The organism is Ruminococcus sp. AM42-11 (assembly GCF_003480145.1).
In the GTDB taxonomy this organism is placed as follows: domain Bacteria; phylum Bacillota; class Clostridia; order Lachnospirales; family Lachnospiraceae; genus Blautia_A; species Blautia_A faecis.
The window spans coordinates 158,680-182,135 of sequence record NZ_QUIO01000002.1 but is presented as its reverse complement, the minus strand read 5'-3'; the positions used below and the strand labels follow the sequence as shown (position 1 = coordinate 182,135).

Annotated in this window: 16 protein-coding genes and 1 pseudogene; all 17 read right to left on the bottom strand. The window is 44.1% G+C overall.

Translation table 11 applies throughout. The annotated features are described in order from the left end of the window. Positions 1-145 precede the first annotated feature (145 nt). Entirely contained in the window at positions 146-1,603 is a 1,458-nt protein-coding gene (locus DW904_RS02500; RefSeq protein ID WP_118577925.1) for an extracellular solute-binding protein, read from the bottom strand. A 320-nt stretch (positions 1,604-1,923) separates the two neighbouring features. Further along, positions 1,924-2,862: an Ig-like domain-containing protein gene (locus DW904_RS02495; RefSeq protein WP_118577924.1), complete on the bottom strand. Its 939-nt coding sequence runs from the start codon at positions 2,860-2,862 to the stop codon at positions 1,924-1,926. After that, complete coding sequence (locus DW904_RS02490) at positions 2,834-3,817, bottom strand: leucine-rich repeat protein (protein ID WP_118577923.1); 984 nt, start codon at positions 3,815-3,817, stop codon at positions 2,834-2,836. The genes DW904_RS02495 and DW904_RS02490 overlap by 29 nt, the downstream gene beginning before the upstream one ends. A 245-nt stretch (positions 3,818-4,062) precedes the next feature. Beyond that, positions 4,063-4,886, bottom strand: a pseudogene (gene larE / locus DW904_RS02485) (ATP-dependent sacrificial sulfur transferase LarE). Positions 4,887-5,293: 407 nt separating this feature from the next. Further along, positions 5,294-7,564, bottom strand: a complete 2,271-nt coding sequence (locus DW904_RS02480) for an alpha-L-rhamnosidase C-terminal domain-containing protein (protein WP_202187653.1) — start codon at positions 7,562-7,564, stop codon at positions 5,294-5,296. Between the two features lie 163 nt (positions 7,565-7,727). Then, positions 7,728-9,209 carry an MFS transporter gene (locus DW904_RS02475; protein WP_118577921.1) on the bottom strand — a complete coding sequence of 494 codons (1,482 nt, stop codon included), beginning with the start codon at positions 9,207-9,209 and terminating at the stop codon, positions 7,728-7,730. Further along, positions 9,136-9,630: a hypothetical protein gene (locus DW904_RS23235; protein WP_207664903.1), complete on the bottom strand. Its 495-nt coding sequence runs from the start codon at positions 9,628-9,630 to the stop codon at positions 9,136-9,138. Before DW904_RS23235 ends, DW904_RS02475 begins: the two co-directional genes overlap by 74 nt. A 32-nt stretch (positions 9,631-9,662) precedes the next feature. Next, entirely contained in the window at positions 9,663-10,352 is a 690-nt protein-coding gene (locus DW904_RS23230) for a cellulase family glycosylhydrolase (protein ID WP_207664902.1), read from the bottom strand. A gap of 153 nt (positions 10,353-10,505) precedes the next feature. Further along, positions 10,506-11,885 (bottom strand): ATP-binding protein, encoded by a 1,380-nt coding sequence (locus tag DW904_RS02465; RefSeq protein WP_118577920.1) that lies wholly within the window; start codon positions 11,883-11,885, stop codon positions 10,506-10,508. A gap of 102 nt (positions 11,886-11,987) precedes the next feature. Continuing rightward, positions 11,988-12,590, bottom strand: coding sequence for a LytTR family DNA-binding domain-containing protein (locus DW904_RS02460; protein WP_118577919.1), 603 nt, complete (start codon positions 12,588-12,590; stop codon positions 11,988-11,990). A gap of 204 nt (positions 12,591-12,794) precedes the next feature. After that, complete coding sequence (locus tag DW904_RS02455; protein ID WP_118577918.1) at positions 12,795-13,739, bottom strand: hypothetical protein; 945 nt, start codon at positions 13,737-13,739, stop codon at positions 12,795-12,797. 88 nt (positions 13,740-13,827) lie between these two features. Then, a complete protein-coding gene (locus DW904_RS02450; RefSeq protein WP_118577917.1) occupies positions 13,828-14,139 on the bottom strand; it encodes a hypothetical protein in 312 nt (103 codons plus the stop codon). Continuing rightward, complete coding sequence (locus DW904_RS02445; protein ID WP_118577916.1) at positions 14,109-14,306, bottom strand: hypothetical protein; 198 nt, start codon at positions 14,304-14,306, stop codon at positions 14,109-14,111. The genes DW904_RS02450 and DW904_RS02445 overlap by 31 nt, the downstream gene beginning before the upstream one ends. After that, positions 14,284-17,337, bottom strand: a complete 3,054-nt coding sequence (locus DW904_RS02440; RefSeq protein ID WP_118577915.1) for a glycoside hydrolase family 3 N-terminal domain-containing protein — start codon at positions 17,335-17,337, stop codon at positions 14,284-14,286. Before DW904_RS02440 ends, DW904_RS02445 begins: the two co-directional genes overlap by 23 nt. Before the next feature lie 413 nt (positions 17,338-17,750). Next, complete coding sequence (locus tag DW904_RS02430) at positions 17,751-20,366, bottom strand: tetratricopeptide repeat protein (protein ID WP_118577913.1); 2,616 nt, start codon at positions 20,364-20,366, stop codon at positions 17,751-17,753. Continuing rightward, positions 20,342-20,638: a hypothetical protein gene (locus DW904_RS02425; protein WP_118577912.1), complete on the bottom strand. Its 297-nt coding sequence runs from the start codon at positions 20,636-20,638 to the stop codon at positions 20,342-20,344. The genes DW904_RS02430 and DW904_RS02425 overlap by 25 nt, the downstream gene beginning before the upstream one ends. Positions 20,639-20,743: 105 nt before the next feature. After that, positions 20,744-23,284, bottom strand: a complete 2,541-nt coding sequence (locus DW904_RS02420; protein ID WP_187565351.1) for a leucine-rich repeat protein — start codon at positions 23,282-23,284, stop codon at positions 20,744-20,746. Positions 23,285-23,456: the final 172 nt, after the last annotated feature.

Genomic DNA, 23,456 nt, shown 5'->3' with positions numbered 1-23,456 from the left:
TCCTCACCTCCTTATGTCCAGAATCTGTCTAAAAAACCACTTTGCAAGCTTATCCGGTTCATTTTATAAAATATTTTGTCTTACCCGGATTTTCATCGGGAATTGGAAACTGCCTGTTCCAGAGCGTGTTTGCAGGAATGTTTTTTCAAATACACTCCAGGCTATGGCAGAATTCCGTATACCAGCTCTGGAAATTCTCATCTGTCAGATACTGTGCAAGAGCCTCTTCCCGGCTCTCTCCGTCTGCGATTGCAGCGTCCATGGCATCTTTATCAGCCTTTGCCTTGTCAGCCAGAGAATAATCCAGGATCTTACGGGCACTGTAGCTATTGTCAAAGGCTCCAATTGTATAGAAACTTGTTTTATCAAAGTCTTCCATTTCCGTTGTAAAACAATCGTAAACCTTCTGGTTGACTTCTATATTATTCTCTTTAATAACGGAATCCAGTGCGTCTACGCTGTTGGCTTCTTTCAGAACCGGCATATAGGAGGATTCGCATACAAAGCGCAGGTTCTGGTTCTTCTGTGTGAACCATTTCAGGAATACACTTGCAGCATACTCATGTTCCTCATCAGACTTGGTCACTGCCATTCCGGCACCTTGCTGAACTTTTATGTTCTCGCCGCCCTCCATAACCGGAGAATCACATACGATGTAATCAATCGGATAGCTTTTATTCCCTATTTCCACGGTATCCGGGAAGTATACGGCAGAAGATGTGGAGCCCGTGTATGCAAGAATATCTCCTGTCTTCACATCATCGGAACGGAATTTTCCAAGAGATGCGAAATAGCCCTTCATATATGGTACATAGTAATTATCCCAAAGGCGGCGGATCAGATCTTCGTCTGTGTTTAAGGTCATTTTTCCATCTTTCACCTGGAAAATTTCCTTTCCCATCTGCTTCATGCCAATGATAAAATAGTTGGACATGGAGTCTCTGCCGTAGAATGCTTTTCCATCGTCCGGCACATCCGGGGTCTGCTCATCCGTCCACTCATAGTAGCGCTGTGCAACCTCTGTAATACCTTCTGTAGTGGCAAGTTCCTCCACTGTAGTTCCAGTGGCTTCTGCAAAAGGCTCCCAGTCAGTCTTATTGATCATGGTGATCTCTGTGGATTTGGCAACTGGGAAAAGATATAAAGCGCCATCCTGGTTAAAATAGCCCTCCTGGATGTAGGAATCTACATACCTGGACAGCTCATCTTCTGTAAAATACACGGAAAGGTCTGCCAGCTTATCCTGCTGCTGTACTGCGTAAGCAGTATCAGAATAGGAAGAAAAAATATCCGGCAGTTCTTCTGCTCCTACTTCTCCGTTCAAAGAGCTGTTGACTGCTTCCTCAAGGTCGGATACGGAACCCTGACTGTAGCTCTCCACGTAGATACCCTCCTCTTTTCCAACGGAGGCGTTAAATTCCTTTACAAGGGTGTCAAACATTGCCTGTTGGGCACCGTTGTAATAATGCCAGATCGTCAGGGACACCGGGTGATCCGAATCCAGCTTTACAGATTTACCGCTTCCGTCCTTGCTGCTTCCACAACCAGCTAAAGATGCGGTCATTATTGCGATTAACATCATTGCCACACATTTTTTCTTCATACTCTTTTACTCCCTCACGGCACCTGATACCGTAGCTTAACTCAATATATACTTCTGTCTGCAACACTGTCCAAAGACCTGCTGCCATGGCAGACCAGAGCGTGTTTGAAATCCCAAATCTTCAAAACAAAAAGCCCCTGCAACAGGTAAAATGCATCGCTGACTTCTATGGGATACAATATCCTTTCCGGCGTTTTTACATGTCACATGGGTAAATTCATAACACATAGACTTATTATAGGAAATGTGAGAAAAAGAATCAATAAATATTCATGAAAAAGGACAGAAAATATTTCATTCCTGTCCTTTCAAAATATACGTTATTTCACAGTCACCTTACACTTAACTGTTTTCTTCCCTGCTTTCACCGTAATTACGGCTGTTCCTTTTTTCTTTGCAGTAATTCTGCCCTTGGAATCTACCTTTACCACCTTGGAGGAGCTGGATTTGTAGGTGATTTTTTCTTTGCTTGTTACTGGTTTTAAAACCGGTTTCAGGGAATATTTCTGATTTTTCTTTAATTTCAGTGTTTTCGGCACACCTTTGATCTTTGTGGTTTTTACAGCGGTTTTCTGGACTTTTACGGTAACAGACTTTTCATATCCGCTGTTCAGGTATATGTGAATACGGGTTTTGCCTGTAGTTTTACCGGCGGTAATGTTACAGGTTCCATCTGAACTAACAGATACATCTGCAATACTCCAGTTATCCGTACTCCAGGTGGAAATGAAATCTCCCTTTGCAAGCCCGGTTACTTTCAGACACTTCGTCTTCTGTCCGGTCTTCAGCACAATACTGGACTGATTCAATTTCATTGTTGGCTGCAGTCTGTCCCGGGTAATTTTTGTTTCCTGCTCACCGCATGCACTGCAGGTACGTGTCTGGACTTCTTCCTCATCCACAGTTGCTTCCTGTGTTACTGCCCATGCAGAAAATTTATGTCCGGTTGCTTTTATTGTAGTTCTCTTTTCCGTATCGCAATATCTGCAGGTGTATTCATCGACTCCGTCATCTGTACAGGTTGCATCTTCATGCCATGACCTTACCCAGCTATGTCCGGTTGCTGGAATTGTCTCTTTCTTTTTGTCACCACATCTTCTGCAGGTATAAGTTTTTTCTCCGTCACTTTCACAGGAAGCATCTTCTGTTGTTTCCCCACGGTTCCAGTCATGACCAAGTGCCGGTGTTTCTTTCGTATAGTAATCACCGCAAAATTCACAGATTTCTTCTTCAGATCCTGAATAGGTACAGCCACTCATTTATCACATGTGACTTATAGGAATGAGTATGGTTCGGATTGTAGCTGTAATATACGGTTGTATTTGAATCACAAATGTATCTGGGCTGCCACGTGCTGCTATTTGCATAGCAGCGGATACTTCTCAGCTTGGCACAGTTTTTAAACGCATCATTTCCTATAGATGTCAAACTTGCCGGGATTTCTATGGTTTCTAACGCATTACATCTGCCAAAAGTCTGATCTCCAATTCTGGTCAGACCCTCTGAAAGCTTTACACTTGTCAAGCTGGTACAGCCCTGGAATACACCGCTTCCGATGCTCGTTACGCTTGCAGGAATAGTTATGCTTGTCAAACTGCTGCAGTTCCAGAATGCCTGAACTTCTATTGAGGTTACCGTTCCCGGAATGGTTACACTTGTCAGACTGGTACAATTGCCAAATGTCATACCATCTATGGTTGTTACGCCTTCTGGAATTGTCACACTTGTCAGATTGGTGCAGCCGGTAAATGCACGGGAACCAATGCCGGTCACTCCTTCAGAGATAACCACGCTTGTTATTTTAGTGTTGCCAGCAAATGCATCATCTGCGATGCTTCCAGTTCCGGAAATTACCAGTTTCCCATCATCTGACAAGGTGTAGGTAATTCCTGTGTCTTCTCCATCTGAAAAAACCAGGGCTTCGTCTGCTGTTGCCGCTTCCTCATTCTGCCATTCTGCAGCTGCTTCCATGCCAGACGCATCTGAGAATGAATCCTCGGATGACTGATCCTCCACCTGATCCATCTCCGGAGTCTGAACCTGTTCCTGAACCTCATCCTGATTGTCCAGACCCTCATTCTCCACTTCGTCAAAAACTGCTTCTGCTACTTCCTCAGAAGAAAAATCAGATCCACTTACTGCCAGTGCTGCTCCGTCTGCACTTGTGATTGCCAGCAGCAATGCTGCAGCCAGTGCCAGTCGTCTGTTTCTCATACGCTTTACCTCGCTATTCTTTTTTTCGTCCTTTCAAACAGGCTCTAGAGCAAAAGTCTTTTCCATTATTATCCGCAACAGAACAATAACCGCTTCCCCCAAATGGATAACCTGCTATTCTGCAAATGAGCACGCAGTATACTCCCTCCAAATATTTGTCAGACGATTAATTCAATGATAAAGCAAAACAGCATTTAAAACAATTAACTAACAGCATAGTATAGACGATAATGCATAAACCGAAACTATTTCTTCAATGTCTCATTCATACTTCCCATTCGGTATCCCTGAAGATCCATGGTCACGTATGTGAAGCCGTATTCTTTGAATGCTTTCACGATCTGGTTGCGGTTCTCCAGGACTTTCTGGAGTTCATCTGGCAATACTTCAATTCGTGCCAGTGTACCATGAATACGCACACGAAGCTGATGAAATCCCAGATCCAGAAGAAGCTGTTCTGCCTTGTCTACCATACCAAGTTTCTCCTTCGTGATAGTCTCACCGTATACAAAACGGGAAGAAAGACAGGCGAAGGATTGTTTTTCCCATGTGGGAAGGCCAAGATCTTTAGACAGGGCACGGATGTCTGCTTTATACAATTCGCTGTGGCGCATCGGGCTCTTTACCCCAAGCTCTGCAACAGCCTGTAAGCCTGGTCTGTAGTCTCCGTTGTCATCCATGTTTGAGCCCTCTGCCACTGCATTCAGGCCTTCTTTTGTGGCAATGTCCAGATTTTCTCAAATAATTCTTTCTTGCAGATATAGCAACGGTTAGTCGGGTTCTGGCAGAAGCCCTCAATTTCCAGTTCTTCAGACTCTACTGTAATGTGGCGGATTCCTTCCTTCTCACAGAAGGTCTTCGCCTCTTCCAGTTCTCTCTTCGGGAAAGAACAGGACATGGCAGTAATCGCGATACATTTATCCCCCAGCACATCGTGTGCTGTTTTCAAAAGAAACGTAGAGTCCACCCCGCTCGAAAAAGCCACAGCCACACTTCCCAGACTGCGTAAGTATTCTTTTAAAGCTTCGTATTTATTCTGCTGCTCTTTTGTTGCAGTGATTTCGCTCATATGATTAGCCTCCTGTGGCAGTAAATTTAGTCTCTCCCCAGCTCCATCTTTCCCTTTCAGACAAAAAATATCCTTCGCGCAAAAAGCTCGGCCGATTTTGATTTATGTTACTATAAAGTACCCTAGTATGTCAATAGGATTAATACATCACTATTCTAACTGACGATATCCACACCATTTGTTACTGCTGTAAAAATACGCTCTTCAAATCCAGCTGAGTATCCGCGATTGTTTCCAATGAATCAACAATAATTTTATCCCCATACTGCAGACCAGATAATATTCCCGGTCTAAACTCTTCTACGACTTGTGATTCCCGTCTTCTTTCGACGATTAATTATCATTGTAGTGTTAATAGATTCGTTATTTGTTTTGATACTCATACAGCCTAGAGAGTAAATCTGAAATCAAAAAATGTGAACTTCCTCTCCATCTTTATTCCACTCCACCTGAATCGTCCCTTTCGGCGTAATTACCTCACCCTTTGCCCATGTAAGATAACCCAGTACTGGCTTTACCTCCATATCTTCGTACCCAGGCTTCGAAGGACGTACGCCAAGAATCACGGATGGCAGTTCATAGAGAAGCAATGCTCCCCAGGCGTGGCAGTCGCTTCGCTCCTGCACGTCATCCTCCACACAGGTTGTAGCATGCTTTTCAATCATCTTCTTCCAGATATCCCAGTAGGATTCTGTGAGCTCATACATTCCTTTTTTTTCCAGAGCACGGAAAAGATAATATGCCATAGCAACGGAACACTGGGGATACTGTTCCTTGTGCAAAATAGTTTCTCTGAGATTCTGCTTTCCCTGCTCCCCGGTTACCGTGTCAGTGAGAACCGCAAAGACCTGAGTATGCTGGCTGTACTCATTGATTCCAGGACCGTCCTGCAGCATTCCGTTTGGCCCGGTACAAAATGTTCTTACCGCAGTCTGCACAGCAGTTGCCCGCAGCTCCAAAATCTGCTTTAATTCCTTTCTTCCAAGATACTCCGCTATTTTTGCAGCTTTTTGAAGTCCTAATATGTATAGAAGGCTTTCCATAGTTACAGGACCTTTCAAGGTTGCTGGCGGGATTCCTGTGGTATCTGCCCATTCCACAGCCCAGTCGATAAAAGACCAGAAGCGGACCTTTCCGTTTAATCCTCCGATCTTGTCCACGTACCCATCTTTGCTCCGGTGAAAATGGAAAAAATTCAGAATTCCCTCTACTGTCGGCAAATGTTTTTCCAGCAATTCTTTGTCCCCAAAATACATCATGTGATCGTACAGCATGAGAATATAATAGATAGAAAATCCTGGTATCACACTGACATCATATCTGGGTGCTGCACAGTTTAAAAGTCCGTCGTATCTCTGGGAACGCCGGAAATCTTCCATGCAGCGTCTTGCCAGGCGGTCATCTGCCGCAACTGCATAGGTGTACAAAATCTGGGTTCTTGCATCCATTGCATACTGCAACTGTTCATAGAACGGACAATCTTCATAGGTTTCATGCATACAACGGCGCAGAGTACGCTCGCTGATTTCCCATATTTTTGCAAAGCGCTCATCGGAAGCAACTGCCTTTGTCTTTACTTCCAGCGGATATCCGGTCTCTGTATAATCAAATTTTTGCAATATCAGCGGCTCTTCCTGGGTAATAATTTCCAGGCGGATAAACCGAAACGTCCGGAACCAGAATGGCTCGTAGCTTTCCGGTTCATCTACGGTTCCATATCCCGCACATTTGTATTGATCGGTAAAACCATCCAGGTATCCATGCTCCATATCTACTCTGTCACCCTTTAAGGGAACCTTTAAGTCACCAATTTCACCGCCCAGCACATAGGCCTCGGACTGTAAAATCTTTATCCGGGCACCGCTTCCTTTTTCCATAAGAAGGTGAAGATAACCGGTCATCTCCTCACCGGCACTGATTTCCACCGATACGGTTGACTTTTCCGGGATGCAAAGGCTTCTTTTTCCGAAAAGAAAATCTTCCCATTCTTCTTTTGCGAAAAGTGCATTCTCGCCAAGCTGCATCACCTTTTCAAACTTCCGGTTCTTTCTGTAAAGAAACGGAATTGTTCTTTTTTCCAGGTTTCCCGGGCTGCACGCACGGTTCATATCTGGATACACATATGGAAGCGCCCAGCCTGTAGTATCATATCCAGGCTTCATCCAGCCCTTCTGCCACATGGAACCACCTGTATTTTCCAGGATCTGTAATGGGGCAAAAAGATCGGATTCGGATACGATATGAAATGCTTCATCTTTTCTTCCCAGCCAGCCTTCACTTGTGTCCAGAGTATACTGTCTGCCAAGGTTATCTTCGGCGTCGCCTTCCACATACAGGAATGGATATTCTGTGCGGTAGATTCCGAAACAGCCTTTGCTTTGTATAGTCGGGTATCTCAGGACACGGACCGCTATTACATTTTTTCCTTTTTTTAAAAACGGAAGCAGCTCAACATCATCTGCATACCATACCTGCCGGTCTCCTTTGCTCGGGCCAACCTCCACCAGTTCGCCATTTACATATAGTTTGTACCTGGAATCTGCTGAAATGGTAATTTTTCCGGCAATTGGAGTTCCTGTTATTTCCACTTCCTTGCGGAACAAAACTAAGGCCGGGTTCTCTTTGTCCTCTGCTGTCCAGGTGGGCAGCCAGATCCAGTTGAATTTTTTATCGCTCATTTTATTGTGATCTCCTTTATTTCCTAAATTCATTCATATTAAGTGAAAAAGACTTTCTATAATCCTTATGCTCTAATTTCTCAGTTTAACAGAAACAGGCAATGCATCCTCCCGCATTGCCTGTTTTTGCCATATATGAACCACATTGTTTTTCAAACAGTCTCTATATCTGTCCCTTTCTCCTGGCGATCAGCTCCTGCTCTTCCTTGATATTCTTCTCCACATTCAAGAAGGATACTACGATAATCAGGATTCCATGTGCCGCGATCTCGAATCCAAGGAAAAAGAATGCAGCTGTTCCTTTATGGGAAAACATGGCGCTGTCATAGAAAAAGTTGAACACAGCTACAGCCAGACCGTTTACCACAGTCAGTACCGTATTGTAAACCGACATGGAAATTCCATCTACACGGTAACCAAGCTTCGCCTCCAGGTGATCCTGCACATCTGCGAACAGTGCCATCATAATGTATGCACCTGGTACGCTGGACAAGCCTTTCAATGTCTGACCTGCCAGCATCACTACGAAGTTATCCGGTGCCAGGAGACACACAATACTTCCTGCAATAGAAACCACACAGCCTGCCAGGATCATATTCTTTTTTCCGAAGCGATTTGCCAGAGGCCAGATAAACAACATACCTGCTGCCAGCGGGATTCCACTGATCAGAGCCAGAACGGACTGTGCCATATCTGCGGACAAAGTCATTCCGAAAATGTGCACTTCCTGGAAAAATTCATGACAGAATATGTTGAACACATAGCCACCTTTAAACATAACACCCATCTGGTACAGCATATAGAAAATGATGATGATCCACCAGTAGGAATCGGAGGCTGCGCCTTTAAGCTGCTGTAGGGTGGAAGGAGTTCCTGTAGTTTCTGCTTTATTTACTCCCGCATCTGTCTCCACCATATCCTCTTCCGTGATGCGCTCTCTGGTAAAGAAGTACTCCAGGATACAGCCCACAAATGCCAGTACCGCAAATATGGTCATAACCACCTGCCAGCGATTCTGCATCACGCCGTTGCTGCCGGCAGAATTAATCCAGCCCAGAATCAGCGGCATTACGATACTGCTGATCAGACCGTTTCCTGCCACCGCCGGAATATTCGAAACAACGGAAAGCTTTCCTCTCTGATCCAGGTCACGAGTGGACAAAGACACCATCAGATAGTGGGAAGTACCATAGACCGGATTGGCGATGGCAGCAAATAAATTGTAGGTTACCACCATCCAGACCATGCGCACGCCCAGACTGAAATAAGGAATGCAAAATACCAGGATTCCGGAAATCAGCAGCATTGGCGCTGCCATTAATATGTAAGGTCTTGCTTTTCCCTGCTTCGTCCTGGTCTTTCCAACCATGATTCCGATTACAATGTTTGACAATGCCATAGGGATCACAGAGATCAGCGGCAATACCGTCAGAAAAACTCTCTGATTTACAACATCCTCATAAGTCCGGTAAAAGGTAAGGTAATAAGACGCTACCACGCTGGTCATGGACAGTACCAGAAGGGGTCCCAGGAAATATCCGAAGATCATTTCCCGCAATGTGACCTTCTTTTTATCGGTTCTTGAATTCAATCCAGCCGTTTTCCACACATCTTGAAAAATCCCAGCTTTCTTTCCACTTTTCATCAAGAGGCTCCTTTCGATTTGGTTTAAACTGATAGCTCCAGTAGATCCAGCCTGCACCGCTTTCCCATGCCTGAAGCTGCATGGCTGCGATTTCCAGATAACGTTTCTTACGCAGTTCGTCTTGCTCTATTACCTTTGCGCTCTTATCAGAAATGTCTTCTGCCAGCTTCACTTCTGAAGTGGTTTTTTCCTGCTTCTCTTTTGCAGCAGTTTCTTCTGATTTCGCCTGTGAAACCGCTTTCTCCGCATATTTATTACAGATGCACCATTCGCCAACCACCACCGGCACATCCTTCTGAATTCTCTCTATCAGCCGCTGCTGGCTCTTTATGTAAATCTGATAAACCCACGGCATATGAATCGGTACGAAGCTTTCCATGGCAAAAATATAAATATGGGTGTCCAGCACCACGTTTTTCATATGTTCTTTATGGAAAAACTTTCCCCAGTGTCTCAGGCGGAAGCGTCATGGAACACGATGGTCTTATTTTCCGGGAGAATTTTCCGAAGACGCCTATAGGCGTTCCGATAGAAGTTTTCCAAAAACGGAAGGGGAACATAGCCGGAACCTTTGGCTTCTTCTTTGTCCACTGCTTTCCCGGTAGAAGGCGCTGTCGCATACACAAGAAAGCTGATTGGCTCATTGAGAACTTCAATTCCATATAATCCCTCGCGCTGGCCATAACGCTTCGCCAGCCGTTCCAGTACGGTAAGGGCAAACTCCACTTCCTCCGGATTTTTGCACCATTTACATACACCGGTCAGACCGCCATTGTCATATCCATTCTGACTTCCCGGAACTGTATGCAGGTCAATTAATATCTGCAAGCCATACTTCTCTGCCCAGTCAAAGGCTTTGTCCAGATATTCCACACATCCGTTAAAAGGTGGCCGGTCGCCGAAAATAAAGTATGGAACCGGAATGCGCAGCAGCCAGATTCCCTGCTCTTTGATAAATGCGAAGTCCTGTTCCGTAATAAATGTATCACGGTGCTCCTTCATCTTTTCTTTTAACTCTGCGGGATTCATCTTCCGATTTAGCCAGACCTCATCCTCCGCACCGGTTCCCTCAAACATTTCCGGAAGCATCCACTTCTCCAGGACAAGCCAGTTGCCTAAATTGACACCTTTTATTTTTTTCATTTATACTTTCTCCTCATATTTAAAAAAGCATTCCTACAATCCGCATGCCTCTCTTTCAAAATACCATCACCGTAGGTGATTTGAAATGCATTTTAGCTCGTAACTGTGAAGGTACTGAACAGTTACATATTTTTCTCTATTTGCGAATCTTTCCTACCTCACCGGCAGCATAATCTGCAGCGAAAACGTATGATTATTCACACTGATCCGAATATCCCCGCCATATTTCTTCGCAATCATCTGCATGCTTTTCACCCCATAGCCGTGATAACCTTTGTCATCCTTACTGGTCACCGGGAATCCGTTGCGGAATTCCAGCTCACCATCGAAATAGTTATCAATAAAAATGTGAAGCATGCTTCCCCGTTCCAGAACCGCTACATTGATTACCTTTTTCTCGTTATCTTCGTACCTGGAAACACATTCAATTGCATTATCCAGGCCATTGCTTACTATTGTGTAAAAATCGATCACATCAATGATGTCCATATGTTCTGCATGGATATTGCATGAAAAACGGATGCTCTGTCTTGTACACACAAAACTTTTTTCTGTTAGAATAGTATCCAGCACGTCATTTCCTGTCTTCACATGGGCATCATAAAACTGTACTGCTTCTTCTGTTTCCTTGAAAAGCCGGTCTCTTTCTTCCCCCTGAACCAGCTTCAACGCCCGGATCTGCCGTTTCAGATCGTGGCATTTCTGGTTGATCAGATCCACATTTTCACGGCTGAAATTGTACTGTTGCTCCTTTTCCTTCTGAAGTATCTGGATCATCTTTTTTTCCTGCTGCAAGGAGAGGATTCGGTATGTCATGCTCTGCAAAAGGACGATTACCAGATTGACAATCACATTTACCGCAATGCAAAAATACGGTATTGCCGTATGGGAAAATACCTCCATCCCACCAAACATTTTGCCGCCAGCCTGCCCCCAATGGAAAATAAGGCTTGTCACATCTCCCATTACTGAAATGAAAATATAAATCGTCAGATAGATAAAAAAGGTACGCCAGTCCTCTTCCACTACGATCTGTCCTCTGACATTTTTCCGTACAAGAAGCAGGTATGCCATTATGTCAAACAGCGCATAACACAGAACAGTCAGCACAATATACAGAACTGTATGCTCCGTCTGCAAGGAAGGAAACAATTTTTTACAAATCAGATATTGGAGAACAAGAGTCACCAGATTTTCCAGTGCAAGGCCCAAAATACACTGGAACATAAGATTGCATACGGTTACTTCATAGCAATAATAGATAAAGCACATAGACACGATGCCGATCATCAACCACCAGCCACCGGTTATCAAAGAGGCGATTGCAGAATTTCCGACTATTTCCCGGAACATGTACATCGGAATGCATAGCAGCGCAAACAAAAGGATTCCCACTCCGCCTGTCAGCACTCTCCTCATAAAATGTTCCCGGTGCCTGGCTGCATGCTCCACAAAAATCAACTCTGCGCTGACCATCCCAAGCAGCACACGATAAACATCAAAGATATCAAGAAAGGATATATTTCCCAGCATTTTATTCCTCTCCCCTTATGTATTTCAAATACTCATCTTTTAATTTTTCTTTATAATTCCGGCTTACCGGAAGAACATGCTCTCCCACGGTTACCTCTTTGCTCAGCACCTTGCTACATATTTCAGGTTCACAATATAAGAGCGATGAATCCGCACAAAATTATATTTTTCCAGTTCCTTTTCTATCTCAGAAATATTGCCTCTGGATCTGTAATCCCTTTTTGTGGTGTGAAAATACAGATAATGAGAAAGTACTTCTACATAGATCAGTGCTGGAAGCCGTAACCTTCTGGTTCCTTCCGCAGTCTCTATTTTTATGGTGTGTTCCTTCTTCTGGGCTGCCTTTGCCACCGTTCTGTGGAATTTCATGGAAAAGTCGTAGTAACTCACAGGCTTCAGGATATAGTCTACCGCATCTACCTCATAACCGTTAATGGCATACTGGGCGATGTTCGTCACGAAAATAATGGTCACATTAGAATCCATCTCTCTTAGCTTCCGTGCAGTATCAATTCCGTTGATTCCCGGCATATCAATATCAAAGATGATAATGTCAAAAATCATCTTATAATTTTTCAGAAACTGCTCCCCGGATTCAAAAGTTACCGTCTCCAGCTCAATACCGGATTCCTCTCCGAATCTTCCAATATAATCCACTAATGTCTGGCGCATTTCCAGTTCGTCATCTACGATTGCTACGTTCATTTTCCCACACCTTTTCCCAAGTATACATTATATCTGATAATGCTGTTCACACCCCTCACAGAATACTTCCACTGAGTGGTTACGTTAATTTTAAATATAGCATACTTGATACGTGTGGTCAAACAAGGCTTCCGACCAGCCGGAAGCCTTGTTTCTCTCTGTTACTGTTCTCTCTTTTGTCTTTTACAAGACTTCAATATTTCCTTATTTCAGTGCATCTGCAAGTGCTGCTGCCTCTACAGTGAAATCTCCTGTAAGCTGGTCGCTTTCGCTGTATTCATAATGAAATTTCACATTGTCGCCATCTGCCTCAGATTTTGTCTCTTTTCCATTTGCATCTGTGATAGTAAGAGTCTGGGAGTCTGCATCATAAGCATAGGTTCCGTTGTCTTTTACATCATAGCTTGCGAAATAGAATTCATAAGTTCCATTGTCAAATAAGGTGAAGGTTGTCTGCTCATCATCACTTGGAATTGCGATCAGTTCATTTCCAGCTGCTGCGCTGTCAGAAGCCGCTGCATCTGCTCCATCTTCTGTTTCTTCTGTCTCATAATCTTCCGGATGAAGATAATTGTAGGTTACGATTTCATCTTTGTCGTTTACAGTAAATACTGTTTCCGGAACCATGGAAGTCATCTCTGGCAGATCATCGCTGTCATAGGAACCATCCTCTGTGTTTCCAAGGACATTCATTCCTGCAGCTTCCTTCATCTGAATTGAATAAGTGTCTGTGAACATATCATGATGTACATGCTCCGGAGTATCAATTGTTATAGTGTCATCTCCATTATCTGTATAAGTGCCTTCTGCTGTTGTAGTCATGGTAACACCGATTCCGGTATCATCGCCGACTTCAGCTTTCTTTCCGTTTTCTACACAATAGCAGTCGGAAACAAGTTTATAACCATCTTTGCCATCCAGTGTAAGATCAATCTGAACATACAAACGGCTGTCATAAGAGGTCAGCCCTTTCATGTCTGCACTTAAGAACTGGAAGCCCGGCATATCCTCTGTGTTTCCATCATTCAGATTGTAAGTTACGCTGTAGGTTTTCTCCTCTGCGTCCTCAGCAAAAACGGTAAGTCCGCTGCTGATCACTCCTGCTGCCATAATTCCTGCTGTTAAAACTGCTGCTACTGATTTCTTCATTTTAAATTCCTCCACTTTCTTTATTTTCTGGCTGGTGCCATATTTTGTTTGAGTTGCTTTTTATTACTTCCTGATCCTATCTCCCAGCTTACTCTTCTCCACTATCCGCGGCTGCTTCCACAATTTCAATCTTCTGGAGAACTCTGCAAAAGCTCCCCGCAACATTAAGGAGCATTCCCAGAAGCATTGCCCCGGAAGCTGCCAGTGAGTAATAGATGGCTTCCTCACCGCCGTGACCGGAATCGTAATCTGTAACAATACAGTTTCCGATTCCCTCTACACGGTCTCCGATCAGAAGGATCGCGCCCGCCACAAGCAAGGCTGTTATGGCAAAGGTAAGAAACCGTGTCCACATTTTATCTCCCCATTTCACCATGGCAAGCAGGGAAAAGATTTCCATTCCGATTCCCACCAGGAAAAAGGAAGGATCATAGGAGAATTCATTTCTCCGAATTTGTAATATCCTGTGGTGTAGCTGGCGAAGAACAAAACAGTTCCAACTATATTCAGGAGCAATGACAAAACTCCCATAACAAATTCCAGTCTACTGAATTTTCTCTGGTTCATCGTTTTTCTGCTCCTTTCTGTATTTCAAAATAAACATTACCAGGAATACGATAAACAGTACAAAGCTGATTCCCATCGCAAGCTGCAATGCCAGGATCCACCATGCGATTGCCCCTGTTGCATCTGTTTTCTCGGAAATTCCATTCATTACACTACTGTTTACATAGGTGTACAGATATCTGTGATAAGACTCCCTCACGCCAGCCTGGATCACCAGATCATCTGCCACTTCGTCTTCTGTGTATCCCCATACGGAAACGTTGTTGGAGCCTCCCAGCATTCTGTCGTTTCCAGCCACCAGACATTCGGATGGAAGGAAATACTTGGCAGATTTAACAGAGTCTGTAATTACATAGCCTTTGAATCCCCACTCACCGCGGAGGATACCATTCATAAGGCCTTTACTTGCTCCTACGTGGGTACAGCCAAGACGGTTGAAAGCGGTCATCAGGCTGTTTGCGTTTCCATCACGGAATGCGATCTGGAAACCACGAAGCTCATTTTCCCTTGCAGCCTGCTCTCCAAGGAAAACAGCCACACCATCACGGTTTGTCTCCTGATCGTTAAAGGCAAAGTGTTTACCAGCTACTACCAGTCCATAAGCAACTGCCTGTCTGTAAACATTGGCTCCCATTGCTCCTGTAAGAATTGGATCCTCGGAATAATATTCCAGGTTACGGGCGTTGTACTGGTTTCTGTGAATATTTAAGCCTGGTGCATTCCATTCTGTATATCCATCCCATAAGCCTGCATTTCCGATCAGACGTCCCTGCTCGCTGGAAAGCTCACGGCTGAAAGTTGCCGCTACCACGTTTTCACTGACATAAACAGCGGTGGAATGTCCATAGGATGGGTCGTCCTCTGCTACTTCATAGATCGTGCCTGCGGTGTATTTTCCAATGGTTCCAAGAAGTCCCACAGGGCTGTCTGCACCGTTTTCTTTTGGCATAACAATATCTTCGTTTGAATTCATCAATGCGCAATAAGTGTTCAGCATATCCTGAAGGCTGACCTCATCAAGCACCTGTTCATACAGCGGATCGTCATAATCAAGTCCCCGAAGCTGGATTGCCTGGATATTGTTGTCCGCCCCATAGGTAAATTCTGTAGGACCGTCGTATGCAGCATTTTCCCCTTCTTTGTCGTAAATCTCATTGCGAAGAAGGCGGATCATTTCCTCAGTTGCTGTGATATCGCCGATTCCGGTTGGGAAAGTATGTGACCAGTCACTTCTGCTTAAGTAATTGATTTCTGTGCCGCAATTATAAGAATTCAGATCTCCATCTGTAAGCTGGTTCTGAATGGTAGCACCGTTTGACTCGGTTAAAGTAAGCTTGGAGTCCACAGCTTCTTTATATACAGTTCCTGTAGGCTTCGCGTCTTTCATCTTATCCGGGTATTGCTCTTTCAGAACAGCCTGGACTGCATCATGAGCACCATTTCCGGTTGCGAAATAATAATCGCCGGCTTCCAGAATGTAGGCACCTGTAACGCCGTCATGTTCCTCTGTCGTATCATAAGAATAGAAATCTGTTGCTGTAAATGTAATGGTTACATCTTCACTTTCTCCTGGCTGAAGAAGTACTACATCCTCGAAGGATTTCTCCTGTGCTTCCCCTGTTTTTCCAAAACCAACCAGCTGAATCGCGGATTTCTCTACGCCAGCTTCTTTGTCATAGTCTGTATATGGAAGGGAAACATAAAGCTGTACTGCATGCTTTGCTGCGTTATCGCCAGTGTTTGTTACTTTTACAGTCACCTGGGACTGAGTTTCCCCACTCCAGTCGATTTTCGCATCTGTGATCTCCTCTGAGAAAGTAGAACCTTCCTGGCCATAGCCAAAGCTGTAGGATACTTCGTTGTCGTAATCCCATACTTTTCCACCATCTACAGTTTCCCCTGTCAGAGCCTGGGATGCATTTCCCTGCTCCAGGATAGAATCAAAGTAACGTGTTTCATAGTATTTGTAACCGATGTAGATTCCCTCTTCTTCTGCCAGATACCATCTGCTTCGCAGGGCATTGTTGGAAGAAGTGTCAATGTCATCTGCATTTGTAAATACATATGCACCATAGTCCCGCATTGCCGGTGCAAGTGCAGCATTTACTGCGTATGCATCGGTAAGATGTCCGGATGGAAGTACGGAGCCATTCAGAAGCTCTGCGATTCCGTATGTTCCATAGCATCCCGGATTGCCGATCCAGAGAATGCTGTCTACTGCGTCATCCTGTTTCAGTTCTTCAATCTCCATTGCACATGCAGAATTAAGAAGAACCACAATTTTCTTAAAGCCCTGGTTCTCAACATAGTTGAACAGCGCTCTCTCTGCATTTGACAGGCTTAAAATATTTCCAGTAGGGCTGTTGGAAAACTCTTCCGGATCTGCGATTCCGTCTGCTCCCGGGTAAAAGCAGGCACCTTCGCCTGCGTCTCTTCCGAGAACTACGATTGCCGCGTCTTTGTAGCCTTCCATGGAATCTGGGGAAATTGCGAAGTACTCTTTCACTGGAACTTCGTTCACGGTAGAACCCTCGTTTGTATCTACGCAGTTGCCACCGGCGGCTTTCGTCGGCGCATATGTTTTTTCCATGTCCTCATAGAAGGAAACCATGTCCGGATTTACAGAAAATCCGTATTCCTCCAGTGCGTCAGCCAGCCGCACTGCCTGCTTGGTTTCTACCAAGGAACCCATGGAGCCGCCGTACTGCATTGCCTGGCTACGCATTCCGAATAAGGTAACTCCGGTTCCATCTACCGCTGGTGTGCCTTTTAATGCCACCGCACCTTCGGCTTCCATTCTGGTATTCAGGGCAATTTCTGCTTTGATCAGATCTGCCGGATCTTCATAATCAGACTTGTAATAGTAGTCGTCGGGATTCTGGCTTTTCACAAAAGTGTCATCCGAAATGCCCAGAAGCTCGTTTACACGGCCTTCCCAGCTAAGTGCCACTGACATGACGGTTCCGAACAGTACCATCAATGCAAGGAAAATGCTGGCAAGTCCACGGAAAATGTGACTTCTTTTTTTCATCTCTTTCCTTTTACCTCCTTTTTTTCTGAACTTATCTTAACGGAGTTAAATTAGGAATAAAAGAGAATGGCATGGATGACAGGATTTGTGGCGCGAATAAACAGAAGAAAGGGATTTTACATCAAATTAGGGATTGTGATAATGGGTAAAAACCCGAAAGAAAATAAGAAATGTATGTGAAGCCATATTCTTTGAATGCTTTCACGATCTGGTCGCGATTCTTCAGGGCTTTCTGAGCAGGATACAGCAGTAATTGCCAGACATTTATCTCTCAGTACATCATAGGCAGTTTTCAACAGGAATGTGGAATCCACAATAACTCTATCTCCATATTGTAACGCGGGTAATCTTTCAGTACTGAATATTTCTACGATTGGTGACTCTCACCTTCTTTCAACGATTAAACGCCAGGTTCATTCTCCCTGGCGTTCTTTCAGTCTTTGTTCAGCCGCAATCCGCTTGGGATGCTCCGGCGGATAGCATTCCCGGAAGCCTTCAACGGCGGCTTTCAGATATATATCTTCTTTTTCTTCATCTCCAAGTGCACGGTAAACGCGTGCCAGATTCCAGGTAGGCTCTGCAACTGCCGAACCTACAAGTCCATTTTCCTTCGTAAGCTCCAGCGCCTCTGTCAGATATGGGATCGCTTCTTCCGGTCTTCCCAGGTCCAGGTAGACTACACTCATATTGTTGTCCACCATCAGAAGCATAGAACCCTCACGATAGCCATTCTTAAGCAGCTGATTGCGAACCGCAAGATGACATGCCAACGACTCTTCCCTTCGTCCGGCGGCATTGTACATTCGTGCCAGTTCCTCTGACATGGCAGAATACATCTGATTTTTCTCACCACAGTACATTTTGCACCTGTCCGTTGCTTGTTCCATACAATAGGCGGCTTCTTCCATATTCTGATCCATAGCTGCAAGCTGACCACGAAGCTGCCATATTACAAACTCACTCTCAACCTGACGCTTTCTTTGTATCTGTCGTATCTGCTCTATTTTTTCCAGACAATCTGCCAGCTTTTCTTTTTCCTGAAGAAACATATGACATTCTGCTTTTTGATAAAGAAAATCCAGTATTCTCTGGCTATGCCCCCATTGTACACACATGAGGATTCCACGTTCTACCCACATTTCAACCTTTTTCACATTAAGCTTCAACATCTGCATATTCGTCTGCAAAAGCGCATATCCAATTTTATAATCAATATTATCCTTCTGTTGAAAAATTAAATCACAGATCTCCCGGTAACACTCATAATTACTGCTTTGCTCCAGCCTATTGCAAAAATCACTTATAGCAAACAACATCCATTCCGATGATAGCGTTCTCTTTTTCAGCTGTTCGCGGAAGAGTTCTATATATTCTTCGTTTTGTTCAGGTTTTGTCTCTGTCAGACACGCTACCATAAACTTCGTCTCATTGGAAATCTGTGCACATCTTTTTTCCAGTTTCCGGATTTTCCCGCACATAGGAACCGGCAGCTCCAGATATCGGGCAGCCTCTGCCGCCAGTGCCACAAGCTGGTCACTGACCGCTCCCTGTACTCTGGAAATTCCCTGGAAGACAAGCCACGCAATTTCCTCCATACGAGGATCCTCGTCTTTCGATGCCTGTTTCGGGAAAAAGCACTTCTGTGCCCGTTCCCAGAATGGCTGAAACTCAGCTTCTGAAAAATCCTTTGTACACAGACTCTCTGCAATTACAGGATGCATACGGTAGCCATTTCCCGTATCTTCCAGCCAGCCGAATTTCACCAGTCTGCCAAGCGCCTCTCCCAGAGTTTCGTTTTTCTTCAAAAATCCCTGGAAAAACATCACAGTAAAATTCCGGTCAATTTCCTGATACGGCAGAAGCGCGAACATCCTTGCCAGCTGGCTTCCGGTTTCTCCAATATCAGCCAGTTTGTACAGCCCACGGTACATATCAATGAGTCCGAACTCTTCTGCAACATCATTCCAGTTATTCTGCAGCTCTTCTTCCAGATAATCCCAATTACCAAAATAGTAGGTCCCCGCTTTTCCAAGAAGCTTCAATGTCAGAGGATGCTGAAAAATCTCTTTTTCCAGCAAACGACTCAGCCGGTCTTTTTCCTCTCTGGAAAGTATTTTGTTGTAATTGTCACGAAAAATCAAACTTAAGGCACTCTTTTGCGGTGCCTTTATGCCAAATGTAGTAAACCCATCCAGATGTTTCTGACGTGAAGTAACAAATATAGTGCACGGCAGATCTTTCAGTTCTGACAGGTAAGGATCTTCCTCTTCCGTATGGTTCATATTATCCAGAAAAAGCACTGTTTTTTCCTGATGCTCTTCTGACAGATGATAGATACTTTCGTGAAATCTTTCTTCCACGCTCTCACCAGTAAGATTCAGAAAACTTCTGGAAAAACTGGCCGCCAGATTCTCCTCATACTGAACAGCTGCGATCCGGCACTTTACTTCTTCCTGCTCCATCCAGCTCACAAGCTGACGCATGAGTTCTGTTTTTCCAATTCCTCCAATTCCGGAAATCAGATACTTTCCGGAATTGAAGAACATCTCTTTCAAGTCATATAACTCTTCTTCTCTGCCAAAGAAATGGCTGGCTTTCACAGATTTCCGGAACAATTCACAGTTTCGCAAGGTGAGAAAGCTCTGCCTGGTTTCCCCGGATTCCTGATAAATACAGCTCCAGATATATTCCGGCTTTAAGTCTTCACGGTTTCTTACCAGTTTCATTTTTGCCCCGGATATTTCCGGTCCCGCCATCGCGTGCAGACTAAGCAGGGTAAACAGCCAGGCATCCCCAAAGGACTGGGAAAAATCCTTCTGTTTTTTCTCTATGTAACCGATCCAGAAGATCAGCTTTTCCCCACACTCTCTGGACAGCCATGGATCTGACTCCATGACCATGCCCAGAAATTTTCTCAGCTTCTGTACAAGCACAGAATGGTTATAATTTTTCTCTTTCAGGAATTTTTCAAAAATCAGTACCTGACTGCCAAATGTCTCCGCATTCAGACCGTCCAGTATCTCCTGCATATAACCTCATACAGGGGAAAGCTTTCCTTACGGTTGCAGAATTCCGAGTGATACCGGTTCTGGCTTCCGCTCTTTCGAAAAATCATTTTTCCGTGTTTCGTACTTTTCCACTCATAGAGAAGACATTCGTCCCAGAATTTGACCAGGGTCAGACCCTTTTTACTTTTTTCTCCTAGAATTCCGGTAGAATAGACCGGATAATCTTTCACGGTAAACAACCGATATAAGTTTTTCAGCGAAAGCAACACATTTGCCTGCTCATCTTTTTTCATGTCACGTTCTCTCCGGTTGTAAACACAGTTCCTTTTTTATTACTGTCTGCTGGTCACCTGACCAGCAGCACTTTTTACAGGTAACTAAATACAACAATTGATTTCTTATTTTTTGATTGTAATCTTAGCTTTCTTTGTGTACACGCCAAACACCTTCTGTTTCTGCTTGTTCAGCTTATATGCACACGCACGTATATAATAGGTATGTCCCTTCGTCAGGTTCTTCACAGTTACCGTATTCTTTTTGGATTCCTTGATGTCCACAATATCATAAAGATTGGAATCTGCGGTAACCACAAACGCATATCCAGCAGCACCTTTTACCTTGGATGCCGTAATGGTGATCGTGCCCTTCTTGTTATTCTTTACACTGATCTTCTTTACCTTCGGCACAACATAGGTTGTAAACTTAACAGCTTTGCTATACTTTCCAGTAACCTTCTTGCCACCGCCCTGTGCGATTGCTCTTACTTTTACATAATAGGTCTTTCCAGATTTCAAACCGTAGATCAGTTCATTGTTTTTATTTTCCTCGACAATATAATTCTTTACATTCTTCTTGAATTTCTTGTCAGTGGAAATTGTGATCTGATATCCGGTTGCGCTTGCAATCCGCTTCCAGGAAATCTTGGCGCCATCGGTAAGCACATTGGTGGCCTTGGTTCCGGTAACCTTCGGAAGCTTGGACGGAATTACGGTATTCTGGTTGCCATTAGATGGATTTGGTGCTTTGGTTGGCTCTGGGGCTTTGGTCGGGTTCGGGGCCTTAGTCGGTTCCGGGGCTTTGGTCGGGTTCGGAGCCTTGGTTGGCTCTGGGGCCTTGGTCGGTTCCGGGTTCTTAGTCCAGTGTGCATAAAATTTAACACCATTTACTAATTCAGACCCTGTTGGTGTATAAGGATTCTCTATCTTATCCTCATACCAATCCATCCAATAGTCAAAGGTATAGCCTTCACGGGTAGGATTGCTCAGACTGATACTGTTTCCTCCTACAAAAGTGGATGGATTGGAGCTATTATTCGTTCCACCGTCCAGATCATAGGTAATCGGAAGCACATCGCCATCCTCATAATAGAAAGTATAACGGTCATTAAAATAATTATCAACATAGGAATTTCTTACAACATATAATTTACAGCTGTCTTTGATGGAATCAAAGGCATAATAGTTTGAATGATCCCCAAGGGAAGCCAGGCTTGCACGATCCAGATCCAGTACCCGGGCCGGAATATGGATTTCTGTAAATTTACAGGAATCAAAGGCAAATCCGCTTAACAGAACCACATCTGACGGAAGTGTATAGCTTCCTGCCCAGCTTTTTCCTGCAGGATAGCAACAAATATTATTGCCTATAACCTCTCCACCGTAGGTTTTGTAAACTTTGTCATAAAGAATACCATCTTTTGAGAAAAAGATGGAGTTTCCTGCATCTACCGTAATGGACTGCAGATCTGTACAACCCTTAAAGGAGCCGTCCCAGATGGATTTCACATCAGAACCAACACGGATGCTTACGATACCACTGTCAGCGAACTGATAATGTAGGCTGTCTGTTCCATGGATATATACATTTTCAAGATGAAGGTTCTTGCAGCCCATAAATGCAGCGTCTTCAATGCCTCCGCTTACACTTGCTGGAAGAGAAGTAAATCCGGTAAGGGCGGTACATCCCTTGAATGCATAACTTCCGATTCTTGTCAGACCATCTGGAAGATTTATGGTTGTAAGGTTTTTATTATCTGTGAATGTCTCAGAGCCAATTTCTTTCAGAGTAGATGGAAGTGTTACTTTTTTCAGAGTTTTAATATTTACCATATGTCCCTCTGTAGGTTCTCCCTCTTCATCCCATTTTGTCCACTCAGTTGTATCAATTCCATTTATATAGGTAAGACCTTCCGCAAAGGAAACCTCCTCCACAGATTGCTCGTCTCCCATATCCAGATAGGAAGGGGCGTTGTAAATTCTTTTCAGATTAACACAGCCTTTAAAAGCCTCCCCATCAATTTCATTGTATGCTCCCGTTGGTGGAAGTGTTATTTCTTCCAGTTTATCACAACCCAGGAATGCCCATTCGTCTATTTTTACAGGCTGAGCACTTCCCACTGCTGCATTAAAATATACGATCTGAAGATTTGTACAACCAGCAAAAGCTCTGTATCCAATGGATAATGTAGGGTTCTGTGGAAGCTGAATTGCCGCTATTCCCCTATGATTATAAAACGCATCTCTCAGTACACAGCATACACTGTCAGGAAGAATCACCTTATATAACATATAGTCACTGCTTTTCCCGCCATAAGTGAAGCTATAATATGCCTCGTACGGATTAGTTTTGTCTGGATCGCAGTAACCTACTCCAATTACTTTCTTTGCCACACCATTTTTATATACAACACTTGGAAACTGCAATTCCATAGAAGTCGCTTTGTCTACAGAACTAATAAATGCCTCTCCCTTTGTTCCATATTCATAGGCATTCCAGATCTGTCCCTTACTGTCTGTCCAGGAAAATCCTTCCTTATCCCACTTTTCCGGTTCAAAGTTAAAGAACTGACCGGAGTCTGCATGTACACTCAGCGCCATGCCAAGGCACATGATAATGCCCAGAAACAGCATTTTGATACATCTTGAAATTTGTTTTTTCACTCTTTCTTCCTCCCTCATTGTTTCAGTCATTTCCCTGTAAACGGTAACACAGCATCCTCTGTTTTCTGCAAAATTCATCAGGAAAATTCACTCTTTTTTCTCATAAAAAGAATATCATATTGAAATTTTTGAAACAATAATGTTAAGGAAGGTTACGGTTTTTATGCACAAG

Bases quoted from the DNA above. Each gene is read 5' to 3' on its own strand.
- DW904_RS02500 (WP_118577925.1), bottom strand. From the start codon at position 1,603: ATGAAGAAAAAATGTGTGGCAATGATGTTAATCGCAATAATGACCGCA.
- DW904_RS02495 (WP_118577924.1), bottom strand. From the start codon at position 2,862: ATGAGTGGCTGTACCTATTCAGGATCTGAAGAAGAAATCTGTGAATTT.
- DW904_RS02490 (WP_118577923.1), bottom strand. From the start codon at position 3,817: ATGAGAAACAGACGACTGGCACTGGCTGCAGCATTGCTGCTGGCAATC.
- DW904_RS02480 (WP_202187653.1), bottom strand. From the start codon at position 7,564: ATGAGCGATAAAAAATTCAACTGGATCTGGCTGCCCACCTGGACAGCA.
- DW904_RS02475 (WP_118577921.1), bottom strand. From the start codon at position 9,209: ATGAAAAGTGGAAAGAAAGCTGGGATTTTTCAAGATGTGTGGAAAACG.
- DW904_RS23235 (WP_207664903.1), bottom strand. From the start codon at position 9,630: ATGAAAAACGTGGTGCTGGACACCCATATTTATATTTTTGCCATGGAA.
- DW904_RS23230 (WP_207664902.1), bottom strand. From the start codon at position 10,352: ATGAAAAAAATAAAAGGTGTCAATTTAGGCAACTGGCTTGTCCTGGAG.
- DW904_RS02465 (WP_118577920.1), bottom strand. From the start codon at position 11,885: ATGCTGGGAAATATATCCTTTCTTGATATCTTTGATGTTTATCGTGTG.
- DW904_RS02460 (WP_118577919.1), bottom strand. From the start codon at position 12,590: ATGAACGTAGCAATCGTAGATGACGAACTGGAAATGCGCCAGACATTA.
- DW904_RS02455 (WP_118577918.1), bottom strand. From the start codon at position 13,739: ATGAAGAAATCAGTAGCAGCAGTTTTAACAGCAGGAATTATGGCAGCA.
- DW904_RS02450 (WP_118577917.1), bottom strand. From the start codon at position 14,139: ATGGAAATCTTTTCCCTGCTTGCCATGGTGAAATGGGGAGATAAAATG.
- DW904_RS02445 (WP_118577916.1), bottom strand. From the start codon at position 14,306: ATGAACCAGAGAAAATTCAGTAGACTGGAATTTGTTATGGGAGTTTTG.
- DW904_RS02440 (WP_118577915.1), bottom strand. From the start codon at position 17,337: ATGAAAAAAAGAAGTCACATTTTCCGTGGACTTGCCAGCATTTTCCTT.
- DW904_RS02430 (WP_118577913.1), bottom strand. From the start codon at position 20,366: ATGCAGGAGATACTGGACGGTCTGAATGCGGAGACATTTGGCAGTCAG.
- DW904_RS02425 (WP_118577912.1), bottom strand. From the start codon at position 20,638: ATGAAAAAAGATGAGCAGGCAAATGTGTTGCTTTCGCTGAAAAACTTA.